Origin of the sequence: Pantoea anthophila, assembly GCF_026104315.1 — a bacterium.
In the GTDB taxonomy this organism is placed as follows: domain Bacteria; phylum Pseudomonadota; class Gammaproteobacteria; order Enterobacterales; family Enterobacteriaceae; genus Pantoea; species Pantoea anthophila.
In genome coordinates, this window is record NZ_CP110471.1 from 413,523 (window position 1) to 426,418 (window position 12,896).

Sequence of the window (12,896 nt, forward strand, 5' to 3'; positions counted from 1 at the left end):
GTGGCGCAGAGGTTCAATTTTAACAGAGAATGGCAGAAACAGCCGGGCGGGTTTGGCGGGTTTTAACAATTACTGCAGATGATAAAGCGGATAACCCAGGTAGCCGGACCCGGAAGGGAAACCGGTCGCCATAACCGGGGAATCCGCGTCAGCGGCAACGGCTCAGTTATACACCAGATTAAAGGTGACGGTCCCGTCCGCTTTGCCCGCCGTCACTTGGCTGTCGGTCTGAATATATTGGGCGTTAAACGACATCGACTTCGCCTGATCGGGTGAGGAAACGGTAGTCAGCACCGGCAGCTGATCGGTCGGCACATTCAGCGGCACGCGCTGGCCTTCTGCAACCTGCAGACCGGGCCCATAGGTCAAGGCAATGCCCACCCCTGACGCGGCGTTACTCTGTGGTGTCAGGCTGATGGCATCCTTGTCGCCAGCGGTCGCCATGCCAAAAAAGCCGACTTTGACTGCGGCGCTGTGTTCGCACATCACCTGAATCCGGAAACTTTTTTCGCTTCCCGCCCGGCTGCCGATGCCGGTGAACTCCGCCTTACTCACTTTTCCCATCTCCACGTTAATCGCAGACTGGGATGTGACAACGGCACAGCTGCCATATTGCACCGTGAAGCTGGAGAGAAAGAGCTGTGGCCTGTCGTTGATCGGCTGGCTGCTGGCCGCACTGTTCCCCACCTTCAGGCTGGCATTACCGATGTTTACCTCACCGACATTCGCGGGTTGGTTGCCTGGATTCAGCGGGGAATGCTGTCCCGGAATTTTGTAAAACACCACATAGGACTGCAGTTTGATGTCGTGTGCCGCGTTGAACTGTGGACTGACCTGCGAGTTACAGATCGAACTGGTTTTGCCTTTGCCGGTGGTATCGAAAAAGCCGCTGTTGCAATATGAAGGCTCTTTAAATCCAATCGCGAATCCGATGCTCTCAACACCCGGTACGCGATAAATTGGCGTCGTGTGCCCTCCCGCAATTGAGGTCTGTAATCCCGACTCTTCAGCATTAATCTGAAACCCCATATCTTTCCAGGCATAGCCCTGCTCACCGCTGTTTTTATTGCAGGTAAACGCATTGGTACTTTGCACGGGCATCTGCGCAGAGATGGGGGTGCCGTCAGCGGCGCCCGGCACATAATTGACGTTATGCACCTGCACGACCACCTGGCTCACCCCCTGACACGACTCCTGGGCCAGAGAGGGCCAGCAGACCAGTGCCGGGATGAGCAGCACGATCCCTTTAATGACACGCTGAACTGATTTCATCTGAAACTCCTGTGAATTACTGGCAAACCGCAGAGACCAGTCTGACCGGATTCGTGCCGCTGGCGTCAAACAGGCGGAACGGCGCGCGACAGCTTTTCTGTTTCCCCTCCTCCTGCCACTTCACTTCAACCGTCCCCTGAGCGGGCACACCGCTCAGATAGAGTTCGCCCTTTTCTGCGACAATGCCGCTTGTGCTGCTCTGATTCCCCCCGGCATGGATGGCAATCTGCCCTGTGGCACCAAAAGGCGGGAAGGTATGCTGCCAGGTAAGCGTGAACAGCACCCGGTTCCCCACATGGGTCGCGTAGTCAGCCAGCACAATCGCCCCGCGGGTCGGGATAGCCGTTTGCCCATCCAGTTCCACGTCTACATTGTCCGGCAGCGTTTCAGTTTCCAGCTCGATGGCATTTTCATGATACGGCGAGAGTGAAGGCACAATTGCATAGCCGCGGCCGTCCGTGAACACATTGCTGCCGCTCTGGATGCCCACATTGGCGGTATCCGGAACCCGGACAATCGCGAAGGTATCCCCCAGCGGCTGGCTTAGCGTCACGCCGTGCACATGGGCCACGATCCCGCCCGAGAGACCATAGCTGTACTGCGTACTGTGACGATCATGACCAACTCCGACACTGACGCTGCCCTGACTGCCGCGATAGTCCAGCGAGCCGCTACTGTTCACATTCTGCCCCTGACTGTCGTGGCCCTGCTGCAGGGTGTAGTGCAGGTTATTGTTCTGCAATGCACTGCCTGACAGGCCGACCTGCTGCGAGACATCCCCGCGATTGCTGGCATTCATGCTGTAACTGACCGAACTGTCCGGCAGTAAGGCACTCAGTGGAACCGAAATATTGAAGGAGATAGCGCGGTCAGCTTTCCGGGCCTGGGTCGAGTCGGTGTAAAACCAGGCCACGCCCCAGGAGATGGCTTTATAATTGCTGTAGAAACCCAGATGCAGGGTGCGGTCGTTTCTGTTTGATCGCCAGTAGCGCTGCATATAGGCAGACGCACTGAGACTGCCAGCGTCACCGATACCCTGGGAGACGGCAATTTCTGAACGACTGCGCTTGTTATCGACATAGCTCGCCGGGCTGGTGAGCGCATTGGCTTCGCTGAAGGCATAAAATCCGCTGGAGGAGTAGCGATAGCTGGCCATGCTGAAAGTGGTATTCGTGGAGGCAAAATTTTTCTGATACTGCGCGCGCACGGACTGACCACTTCGGCTCAGCCCCTGCGGTAACCGGGTGCTGGCGAAGGTCACATCCATTCCCAGCGAGCCGAAATCACCCAGACTCTTGCCCAGCCCCGCCGCCACAGCATGATAGTTTTGCGCGAGCTGTACGCCACCAAAGGCGGTAAAGTCATGCGGCAGTCCGTAAAACAGCGTGGACTGGACAAATTCAGGTGAGCGCAGATTGTGACTGCCTGAATAGTGATAACGACCACCGCTGACGCTATATTTCAGATGTCCCTGACGCAGCATATAAGGCACCGCAGAGTAAGGCTGGGTGAAGGTGCGCACCGAACCATCGCTTTCATGGATAGTGATATCAAGATCGCCGCTCTGAGCGGTGGGATAGAGATCTTTAATCTCGAAAGCACCCGGTGCGACCACGGTTTCATAAATCACATAACCCTGCTGACTCACCGTCACCCGCGCATTACTGTGGGCGATGCCATGGATCACCGGGGCAAAGCCGCGCTGACTTTCGGGAAGCATGGTGTCATCAGACATCATCTGCACCCCCCGAAACTGCACGCTGTCAAACACGTCACCCGAGGTGTAGGTATCACCGACCCGGAACTGGCTTTTCAGCGTCTTAAGATCCCGCTCCAGCCAGGTCGTCTGAGACTGCCAGTGACTGACCAGATCGTAACGCCAGCTGGACGTGTTACGCAGACGCCATGCGCCAAGATTAGCCCCGCTGCGCAGGCTCAGCAGCGTCGAGTTCCAGCGGTCATTCTGATTGCGGCCGCTGCTGCCAGAGAGGTTATAGTCCACGAAAGCCGCTGATACGCCCTCATCCCAGCTGGCGGGATCGACATAGTCACGATCTTTCATCTTCAGGGCAATCTGGGGAATGGAAAGGTTTAACTGCTGGTGCGCAAAATCAAAGTCACTTGAGGCATCGGGAATGTAATCGCCCAGCTCAGCAATCGCCTCATCTTTCTTCAGGTGGCTGAATGCAGAGAAACCCTCAACGTTTACCCCCATCGCGGAGAGATCGGCTACCGTCAGCTGTGGAATCAGCCCGTTTTTGCCCTCAACAAAAGAGACATCACGGCTATCAATCACTTTGTTGTTGAGCAACAGCGAGACATGATAGGTGCCGGGCTGCTGGCCGCCCTCACGGGCGAAATAGTGCAGATCGGCGGCCGTGTGTTGATCGGATGAAAACTCCAGCGCCGCCGGATTAAAGTAGTCGTCGGCGCGGGCAGCCCGCAACGGGCAGAACACCATCAGTATCACTCCCGGTACACCCGCCAGCCATGAAGAGGCATGCTTCGTCTTTGCATATTTTCTCTTCTTTAACTGCGCGTGCTGCGTCACTTTCACGGTTAAGGCCCCGGCATCAGATCAGTAAAACCACAACAAAATCCATCAGCGTGTACGTTCTTCAGTAACGCCGCCATAGTCATTGATGGCAGACCAGCTCACCGGGCCGGCATGGCTGACCGTCCAGTGACGATCTTCACCCGGACCAATCATGCCGGGATCGTTGATCGCCTGATGATTCACGCTCAGCGTATAAAAGGAGACGAAATAGGGCGTCGGGTTATGCGCAATCAGCTGGTTGCCCTGCTGGCGAAACGCGATGTCCTGCCAGGCGTCAGCCGGATTTCCCGCCAGCCCTTTTGGCCGGAAAAAGAGTTTAAATTTCGATTTAATATTGACCTGCAGCTGATTGCTTTTATCGCGCGGTGTGGGTGAGATCGATTTGACATTCAGCCAGAAAACAGACTCCCGATCTTTCGGCAGTGGCATGCCCAGATAATTAATCCTGAGCAGGTTCTCTTTATTGGCATCCAGGCGAAACAGCGGGGGCGTCACAATAAAAGGGACGCGGGTGTGATTATTTTTATCGGCATTCTCGATCCAGGATTCGATCAGATAGGGTGTCGTTTTATCCTGATTTGTTACCGACAGCGTGGCTTCCTTTTTTCCTTCAGCAAAAATAACCCGGGTCCCTCCCATCACCACACCTGCATGCGCCGCGAGATGAAGCAGACACGCCGAAATGAGCGAAATAATTCTTATTACCTTAATCATAGAGCGTTACGCCATTGAATTACGGAGGGAAAGCAGGGTTGCCCCTGCTATGAATCAGTTATAAACCATCACAAAATTTGATACGGCATTGGCCGCGCCCACATTAATAGCGGCACCGTCACTTTTATAATCAGCATAGAATTTTAAATCGGCGTGCCCCCCCGTGCTGGCTGCCACTACATCAACGTTTTTGGAGACGGCGCCGATAGCCACCTGAGTCTGACGGTCAGCTTCATAAAGTTTCACGCCGACACCGGACGCCCCGCCGCTGGCAACTTTAAGCAGGGTACTGTCGCCACTGTCTTTATCGCCATCGAAAAGCACCGCCACTTTTTTGACGGATGTCGGGCAGTCTGTGACTGAAATAGTGAACGGCGTTTCAGTGGTTTCCGTACGGCTTTCGAAATAGGATTTGGCCCATTTGCCTAAATCAATACTCTGCTTACTACTGGCGGTTGTCACGTTGCAGGATACATCGGTAATTTCACCGGTAAATTTAACTTCACCACCGGCTCCCTGCGTTCCCGCTGCCGTTCCCGGATTCGTATTAATAGGGGATGGGCCGTCAGTCGGGGTGGCGAATGCTGATCCGGAAATCATAAGGCCCGCCAGCGCCACTGGCAGAATACGTTTTCTGATATTCATCAACTGTTTCTCTTTTCAGAACATGCAAAGTGGCCGCAACCAACCACCTGATGGATAAATATGCACCAATAAGAATGCGCCAACATAATAACGCGCTGTTTATTATGTTGCGGGTATATTAATTAAACAAAGGTAGACGAAACTTAAACGAGCAGATTTATCCGGGGCTGAGATTTAATATTGAGGAGGTTAATTGAGCAGGATCAATTCCAGCAATCCCGACTTAAATAGTCGGAAAATAAAAGACAGGATGTGATGAATAATATGATCACTTTAATTACCCATTATATTTTCAAAAAATATTTATGAATTCCAGAATGGGGATCTTTAAGCAGTCCATCGTTAAATCAGGTATGAATGGGCGCTCTGCGCTATGACCCGCAGGGATCTCTCTCCGGTTCAGGCGTCGCCCTTTCTGTTATGTTCACGGCTGACGCGCACCTGTCCGCTTCACTCAAGGCAGATCGTTATCCAGCGGCGCACGAAAAGCATGGCGGGCAGCCAGCATTAACTGGCTGGCAGTCACGGTGGCAGGTAAACGCCTCAGTATTTTGCAGGCCTGCCAGTAGCAGAGCACCATCACCTCATCCTCCTCTTTTTCCGCCCGTTCAAGCAGACGGGCGCGCAGTGACAGGACATCCAGGGTCTGCTGCTCATCCAGCATGTCCGCGATCGTCTGGTTAATAATGCGATAGAGTGTTTTCCAGGTGAGATCGGTATACAAATTTAGCCTCTTCTAACACGTATCCGCTTCCCGTGTATCCCCGACAGGGAAGTCACAGAAAGGATCTTCTCATTCAGGCGAATGAACGCTGCTGATTAACTATAGCGACTCGCCAGCGGCCGTCCAGAACCCGCGGCGAAGATTGCCAGAACGGATAATTCTAACGATTCAGAGGCCTGCCTGTCGCCTGTTACCTGCGGCTCCGCTTCTGATTGCCGATTTTTGTAACAATTGAGCCCCATTCTTAACTGGCTGCTGTGCCGCGGATTTGCCAGAGTAAGACGACTTCCCGTTACGTTTAAACTTAAGGAGTGGTTAATGAATCAGCACGCTGATGTTCTGGTCTGGGGTCAGGGTCCTGCGATCTTCGAAGTCTTTCTGGAACCTACCTGTCCGTTTTCCGTTCGCGCTTTCAATAAATTCGACGCCTTACTGGCGCACGCAGGCGAAGAGAACATCACTCTGAAGATCCGTCTGCAGTCCCAGCCGTGGCACCTCTATTCGGGTCTCATTGTGCGCTATATCCTCGCCGCGGCCTGCGAAAGTAAAACGGCCGCCAGACAGGTGATGCAGGCCGTTGCCGATCACCGGGAAGAGTTTGAATTTACCGACCACTGCACCGGTCCGAACCGCGATGCCACCCCGAATCAGATTCTGGAACGCCTGAAAACCTACAGTGGCGTCGACGCCATGGCGGCATTTGATCGGCCCGATTTGCAGAATGCCATCAAGTGGCACTGCAAATACGCCCGCCAGAATGGCATTCACGTCTCTCCTACCTTTATGGTTAACGGCCTGGTGCAGCCTGAGATTAGCAGCGGTGATGACATTGAGCAGTGGGCGAGCTTCCTGAAACGCTAGTTCGTCTCTCCTGAGTCACTGCTTTGCCTGACAGCGGCGCTTGTGCACGACATCGGCGGGCAAAACGGCTTATCCCGGAGATTCGCCTGTTTTCCTGCCGGAATGCCGGGTAAGCTGTTCGGCGACAGGCAGCCTGCTCCGCAGATAACGCTGTTGCAGAGAGAACGGCTGCACACCTTTTCGGTGCCTCTGCAATGATGCAGGCAGGCACGCACCCACTTTCATAAGGATTTGCTGATGGCGATGACGCTGGAACAACTGCAGGAAAAATATCCGGATGCGATGGTCGATGCATTTGGTGATTCACCCGAGCTGGCGAACGCGTTAAGTACGCTGATTATTGCGGGTAAAAAAGTGGCCACCTGTGGGTCGGCAGCCAACTGGCAGGATCAGGAAAAACTGCCCCAGCCGGGCGGTTACAGCATTGTTCTCAACGGTGAACAGCAGCCCGTCTGCGTGATCCGCACCACCGGGCTGTTCCTGACGCGCTTTGACCGGGTGACGCCGGAGATGGCGATGCTTGAAGGTGAAGGCGATCTCAGCCTCGACTACTGGCGTCAGGAACATCAGCGATACTTTCAGCGGGAAGGCTCTTTTCACCCTGAGATGGAGCTGATTTTCGAAACGTTCCAGCTGGTCGAGGTGATCTGAACCGGCAGTTACAGCGCCTTTGCCGCCATCAGCGCCAGACGCGTGACCCCGCGTGCGGCAAGATTTTCAGCCGCACGCGCGGCCCGCATTCCGCTGGCGCACACCAGGACCACGCGTCGATCGGCAGGCGGCTGCCAGCTGGCGATCTGCTCTGGCAGAATGCGCAACGCCCCTTCCGCCACGCTGACCGGGGCCTCTTCGGCGCTGCGCAACTCCACAATGCAGTCCTCACCGGTGAGCATGGCCTGGTCGATGAACGGCGTGCCCGGCGCCTCCGGTTCCGGGGCATCGTCAAAGCGGAACTGTCGCATATGCCACGAGGCCAGGTCGCAGTGGATCATACAACCCAGCGGTGAAGGCGTCAGTTTCAGCAATACCGTGAGCACCATCTGTGCCTGCATGGCCCCCAGCGTGGCCACCGCAGGCCCCATAACGCCCGCGGTGTTACAGTCAGCCGATGCAGTGGGCAAGTGCGGAAACAGCGCGCGATAGCCGGGCGCACCGCCGCAGAATCCGCCGACATAACCTTTACGCCCCAGCACTGAGGCGCAGATCAGCGGCAGGCCGCGCGGATAACAGGCGTCCGAAAGCTGATAGGTAATGGCAAAGTTATCCGCCGCATCCACCACCACATCAATCTCCGCCAGCGCCTGCGGCAGCAGACTGGCGCTCAGTGACTGCGGATGCGCGTCGACTTCACACTCAGGGTTTCGCTGCGCCAGTGCCCGCTGTGCGCAGAGGGCTTTTGGCTGCCCGACATCGTCCACGCCAAACAGCGTCTGCCGGTGAAGATTGTGCAGTTCAACCCGATCGCCGTCGTAAAGACGAATGAACCCTACCCCGGCACCTGCCAGCAGGGGCAGCAGCGTGGCACTGAGACCGCCCGCGCCCACAACCAGCACCCGCGCCCTGCTCAGTCGCTGCTGCCCCGCCTCACCAATTTCCGGTAACATCGTCTGTCGCTGATAACGATCCATTGTCGCTCCTTAACTGAACTGTGCCAGACCAAACAGGGGCGTGGAGGCCGACGCCATATCGCGCTGCTCCATCAGCCCGGCCTGAAACGCCTCATGTCCGCCATGGATCGCGGCGGCAAAGGCGCCGGCCATCCGGACCGGATCGCGAGCTTTTGCTACGGCCGTGTTGAGCAATACGCCATCAAAACCCATCTCCATCGCCTGAGCCGCCTGGCCCGGCGCGCCGATCCCCGCATCAATAATCAGCGGAATATCCTTAAACCAGGCACGCATGGCGCGCAGCCCCTCGATATTGCGCAGTCCCTGGCCGGAGCCAATCGGCGCCCCCCAGGGCATCAGCACTTCACAGCCGGCTTCCAGCAGTTTTTCACCGACAATCAGATCTTCCGTGGTGTAGGGAAACACCTGAAATCCGTCAGCGCAGAGAATGCGGGCGGCTTCCACCAGGGCAAAGGGGTCGGGTTGCAGCGTGTCGGCATGACCAATTACCTCCAGCTTGATCCAGGGGGTATCAAACAGTTCACGCGCCATCTGCGCCGTGGTAACCGCCTCCTTTACCGAATGGCAGCCGGCCGTATTCGGCAGAATCCGTTTGTTGAGCTGTTGCAGCAGCGTGCGAAAGGCCGCGCCTTCCCGCCCCTCCCGTCGCAGGCTGACGGTAATGATCTCCGCGCCTGACGCGTCGATCGCCTGATGCAGAATCTCCGGCGAGGGGTAACCGGCGGTGCCGAGCAGAAAACGGGATGTCGGTGCAAACTGATAGAACATGATTAACCTCCCTGCATCGGGGACAGAATTTCCAGCTGATTCCCGGCCTCAAGTCGCTGGCTGGCGTAACGGGTGCGCGGCACAAACTCACCGTTCAGGGCGGTGGCGACGGTGCGCGGATCGATCTGCTGCTCCTGCATCAGCTCCGCCAGGGTCGTTGCGCCGGTTTCAATCGCGCGTCCGTTGAGTTCAATTCGCATGGGGTGTCTCCTGAGTCAGTCGCCGCATAAGGTTTTCAGCCATTATCGGGGCCAGTAAAAAGCCGTGTCGGTAGAGGCCGTTGAGCGAGAAGCGGCCATTTTCGTAGCGCACCTCCGGCAGATTCTGCCGGTAAGCAGGACGCAACCCGGTACCGCTCTCGACGATCCGCGCTTCAGCCAGCGCCGGATGCAGGCTGTAAGCGGCGCTCAGCAGCTCCATCATCGCTTTCGCGCTAATCGGGCTGCTATCATGGCTTTCGACCATGGTGGCACCCAGCATGAAGTGCCCATTGGCACGAGGCACCAGATAGCAGGGAAAGCGCGGATGGAGCAGCCGGACGGGACGGGAGAGGCAAATGTCGGGGGTATGGAGGATCACCATTTCGCCGCGCACGGCACGCAACGCGGGCTGCTGATCGGCGGCGTGGATGCCGCGACAGTCGATAATCTTTCCGCCGGGCTGACCGCTGTGAAACGGCACGCCCGCCTCTTTGAGCGTATCCTGCAGCTGCTGCAGCGCCCGACGCGGGTCGAGATGCGCTTCCCGGGCAAAAAAAAGGCCGCGTGCGAAGCGGTTTTCCAGCGCCGGCTCAACGTCGCCGGGGGCCACCCACTGATGCTGCTGCGTCATGCTGGCAAAGCGCGTCAGCTCACGGCTGTCACGCGGCGGTGCAACCACCAGCGTGCCCTGCTGCACCACGCCATCCACACGCTTTGCCCACCAGCCCGCGGCATGCTGGCCCCATTCGATCACCTCTGGCGGTGCACTTTCTGCCTCGCACCAGGGCGCGAGCATGCCGCCCGCCCAGTGCGAGGCTGCCCGGCAGTCAGGCTGAGCAATAATTTCGACAGCTTCTCCCCGTTCCGCCAGCAGGGTGGCGACACAGAGTCCGGCGACGCCGCTGCCCAGCACCGACCAGCGGCCCTGGCTGCCCGCCACAGAAGAAGAGAGATTCAGGATTGAGTGGGTCACATTCGCCTCGTTATCCGTTAACGAAGACCCGTGATACAGAGGGAATAGGCAGAAGCGACGCGAATGCGCTCCTGCGGCAAGTATCTGATGCGATACCCGTCTTCCTACGCCAGTATCAACTGGGTCAGGTTCTAAGGGTCGCTGAGCCGCGCGGGTGCGCTATCAGCCTCTCAGTCTCTCCGGCGAGACTCCCCTGACGGGTTTAGTTGTAAGTGAAGCGAACAGCTTCGTCAAGCAGTGTGCAGGGGCATGACGCAGAAAGAGAGAGATATGGAAAGATGTCGTTACCGAATCAGAGGCGCGCGGCGACGTCTATAGCAGCGCCTGCAGGGAGTGCGTCACTGCGTCGGTGACTTCCCGAATACGCGGCTCGGCGCGGCGATAGTAGGTCCATTTACCCACTTTGCTGGTTTCCACCAGTCCGGCACTCTGCAGGGCTTTCAGGCATAACGAGGTGGCGGGCTGCGATAAGCCCGCCTTGTCCTGGATGAGACTGGCACAGACGCCATACTGGTCGAAGGGATAGAGCTGGACATAGCCCGCAAACGCTTCGTCAGGGTTTTTGAGCCACATCAGTACGGCCATTCTGGTGGGATTGGCCAGTAACTTCAGGGCCTCTTCGGGTGACATGCCGCCTCACAAAACATCAGGATGGATAAACAGGGTAGTCAGTATACCCTTTCTCCGTTCCGCCATACAGGGAGGTGTGGTCCACCGGATTCAGCGGATTGCCTGCTTTAATCCGCGCGGGCAGATCGGGGTTGGCGATAAAGGTGCGGCCAAAACCAAACAGGTCACCCCAGCCTTTATCCAGCATCCGCTGGGCTTTTTCGGCGGTGTAACGGCCTGAGTAGATAATGGGCGAGCGGAAGGTTTCCCGCAGCGCAATCCGGAAACTCTCCGGCAGGTCAGGACTGTTATCCCAGTCCGCCTCGGCGATAGAGAGATAACCAATTTCCAGCTCATTGAGCAGCTGCGCAGCGCGGATATAAGTCGCATGCGGATCACTTTCGACCAGACCCAGATAGACACGATCTTCGTCCGTGCTGCTGAAAAGCGGGGCAAACCGGACGCCGACACGATGACTGCCAAAGACCGAACTTACCGCTTCAACCACTTCACGCAGAAAACGCAGACGATTCTCAGGCGAGCCACCATATTCATCCGTACGGAAGTTGGTGTGCTCAGAAATAAACTGATTAATCAGATAGCCGTTGGCGGAGTGAAGCTCAACGCCATCGAACCCGGCCGCTTTGGCATTTTCCGCCGCCCGCCGGTAAAGCGCCACAATCTCTTTTACTTCCGCGTTCGTCAGCGCCCGCGGCTCGCTGGGCGCGGTTAACATTCCGGCACCCGGTCCGGTTTCAATAAAGACCCGGACGTTATCGGCGGCTATCGCTGACGGCGCAACCGGGGCCTCTTTTCCTGGCTGAAGTTCATTATGGGACACCCGCCCCACGTGCCAGAGCTGGCAGAAAAGAGTGGCACCTTCCTGATGCACTGCTTCGGTGACTTTTTTCCAGCCCGCAATCTGCGCTTCACTGTGTATCCCCGGCGTCCATGCATAGCCCTGCCCGCGAGGCTCAATCTGGGTGCCTTCAGTGATCATCAGTCCGGCACCGGCGCGCTGGCGATAATATTCCACCATCATCGGACCGGGAACATTGCCTGGCTGCTCACTGCGGCAGCGGGTCAGCGGCGGCAGAACGATGCGGTTACGGAGCTGAAGGTCGCCCAGGCTCAGGGGGGTAAAAAGTGATGGCATGACAAAAAAATCCTCTGGTGTTTGAAGAGGCGATATTATATTTACACATTTAAATTTGTAAATGTGTTTGCGGACTTTTTATTTGTCCTGTGCCTGATTTCATCAGGTTATGAGAGACTTATCGCCAGGCGATGAACCCGTGGGGTAAGATTTATGTTCCGGATGCAGACGCAACCCCCCTCAGCGCGCATTTACCGGATTTTAACAGGGAGCTATCTGTGAACAGGCTAATCTCGTCAGACGCGCTGGGACCACGCATCTGTATTCTCGGGCCTTCTAACAGCGGAAAATCCACGCTGGCTGAGGCCCTGTCACGCAAAACAGGTCTGCCTGTGGTGCACCTGGATCAGTTGCATCATATTCCAGGCAGTCAGTGGGTGCCCAGGGAGCCGGACGTGTTCCTTCGTTTACACGCCGAAGCAGTCAGTCAGGAGAGATGGATCATGGAAGGCAACTACACCAAGTGTATTGAAGCACGGCTCGCCCGGGCCACCGGACTGATTCTTCTGGATGTCAGCGTGCCTTTAGCGCTGCTGCGCTATGTCCGGCGATGCTACTCCTCCACGCCGCGGATCGGGGGACTCAGGACTAACAGAGAGCCGGTAAGCCTGGCGATGATAAACTACATTGCCCGCATCGCCCCTCAGAACCGGAAGCGGCACAGGCAGATCTATGACTCGCTCACGCTGCCAAAACTGCTGCTCAGTTCTCCTCGCGCCATGAATATCTGCGCGGAAGAGTGGGGACTTCAGCTAAAACACTCTGGAGCATAACCAGCCAACGGCCAGG

Annotated in this window: 14 protein-coding genes and 1 riboswitch; of the genes, 3 read left to right on the forward strand and 11 right to left on the reverse strand. The window is 56.7% G+C overall.

The genetic code is table 11. The features are described 5' to 3' along the window. Positions 1 to 162 precede the first annotated feature (162 nt). The 5 genes from OJ965_RS01940 to OJ965_RS01960 all read right to left on the reverse strand — a co-directional run bounded on the left by OJ965_RS01940 (position 163) and on the right by OJ965_RS01960 (position 5,912). Positions 163 to 1,272, reverse strand: a complete 1,110-nt coding sequence (locus OJ965_RS01940) for a fimbrial protein (RefSeq protein WP_154928954.1) — start codon at positions 1,270 to 1,272, stop codon at positions 163 to 165. Positions 1,273 to 1,288: 16 nt separating this feature from the next. Beyond that, positions 1,289 to 3,733, reverse strand: coding sequence for a fimbria/pilus outer membrane usher protein (locus tag OJ965_RS01945; RefSeq protein ID WP_420874782.1), 2,445 nt, complete (start codon positions 3,731 to 3,733; stop codon positions 1,289 to 1,291). Positions 3,734 to 3,874: 141 nt separating this feature from the next. Next, the gene (locus tag OJ965_RS01950) at positions 3,875 to 4,543 is read right to left on the reverse strand and encodes a fimbrial biogenesis chaperone (protein ID WP_033736783.1); all 669 of its coding nucleotides are present in this window, start codon (positions 4,541 to 4,543) and stop codon (positions 3,875 to 3,877) included. A gap of 54 nt (positions 4,544 to 4,597) precedes the next feature. After that, on the reverse strand, positions 4,598 to 5,188 hold the full coding sequence (locus OJ965_RS01955) for a fimbrial protein (RefSeq protein WP_009093091.1): 591 nt from the start codon (positions 5,186 to 5,188) through the stop codon (positions 4,598 to 4,600). A gap of 454 nt (positions 5,189 to 5,642) precedes the next feature. Continuing rightward, on the reverse strand, positions 5,643 to 5,912 hold the full coding sequence (locus tag OJ965_RS01960) for a hypothetical protein (protein WP_046102883.1): 270 nt from the start codon (positions 5,910 to 5,912) through the stop codon (positions 5,643 to 5,645). A gap of 318 nt (positions 5,913 to 6,230) precedes the next feature. On the opposite strand from OJ965_RS01960, the gene OJ965_RS01965 reads away from it, so the two are divergent. Both OJ965_RS01965 and OJ965_RS01970 read left to right on the forward strand, forming a co-directional pair. Continuing rightward, entirely contained in the window at positions 6,231 to 6,773 is a 543-nt protein-coding gene (locus tag OJ965_RS01965; RefSeq protein ID WP_111207174.1) for a DsbA family protein, read from the forward strand. 237 nt (positions 6,774 to 7,010) lie between these two features. Then, entirely contained in the window at positions 7,011 to 7,424 is a 414-nt protein-coding gene (locus OJ965_RS01970; RefSeq protein WP_009093094.1) for an ASCH domain-containing protein, read from the forward strand. Positions 7,425 to 7,432: 8 nt separating this feature from the next. Here the strand turns inward: OJ965_RS01970 and OJ965_RS01975 are convergent, their stop codons facing one another. The 6 genes from OJ965_RS01975 to OJ965_RS02000 all read right to left on the reverse strand — a co-directional run bounded on the left by OJ965_RS01975 (position 7,433) and on the right by OJ965_RS02000 (position 12,107). Then, complete coding sequence (locus OJ965_RS01975; RefSeq protein ID WP_265135383.1) at positions 7,433 to 8,401, reverse strand: HesA/MoeB/ThiF family protein; 969 nt, start codon at positions 8,399 to 8,401, stop codon at positions 7,433 to 7,435. Positions 8,402 to 8,410: 9 nt separating this feature from the next. Next, positions 8,411 to 9,169, reverse strand: coding sequence for a thiazole synthase (locus OJ965_RS01980; RefSeq protein WP_009093096.1), 759 nt, complete (start codon positions 9,167 to 9,169; stop codon positions 8,411 to 8,413). A gap of 2 nt (positions 9,170 to 9,171) precedes the next feature. After that, entirely contained in the window at positions 9,172 to 9,369 is a 198-nt protein-coding gene (gene thiS / locus OJ965_RS01985; RefSeq protein ID WP_009093097.1) for a sulfur carrier protein ThiS, read from the reverse strand. Next, positions 9,359 to 10,342 (reverse strand): FAD-dependent oxidoreductase, encoded by a 984-nt coding sequence (locus tag OJ965_RS01990; RefSeq protein WP_265135384.1) that lies wholly within the window; start codon positions 10,340 to 10,342, stop codon positions 9,359 to 9,361. Before OJ965_RS01990 ends, thiS begins: the two co-directional genes overlap by 11 nt. Positions 10,343 to 10,426: 84 nt before the next feature. After that, positions 10,427 to 10,547: riboswitch (TPP riboswitch) on the reverse strand. Between the two features lie 107 nt (positions 10,548 to 10,654). Beyond that, positions 10,655 to 10,972 carry an ArsR/SmtB family transcription factor gene (locus tag OJ965_RS01995; protein WP_150029289.1) on the reverse strand — a complete coding sequence of 106 codons (318 nt, stop codon included), beginning with the start codon at positions 10,970 to 10,972 and terminating at the stop codon, positions 10,655 to 10,657. A gap of 16 nt (positions 10,973 to 10,988) precedes the next feature. After that, complete coding sequence (locus OJ965_RS02000; protein WP_140029252.1) at positions 10,989 to 12,107, reverse strand: alkene reductase; 1,119 nt, start codon at positions 12,105 to 12,107, stop codon at positions 10,989 to 10,991. Positions 12,108 to 12,325: 218 nt separating this feature from the next. On the opposite strand from OJ965_RS02000, the gene OJ965_RS02005 reads away from it, so the two are divergent. Next, positions 12,326 to 12,880, forward strand: a complete 555-nt coding sequence (locus OJ965_RS02005; protein ID WP_265135385.1) for a P-loop NTPase family protein — start codon at positions 12,326 to 12,328, stop codon at positions 12,878 to 12,880. The last annotated feature ends 16 nt before the right edge of the window (positions 12,881 to 12,896 follow it).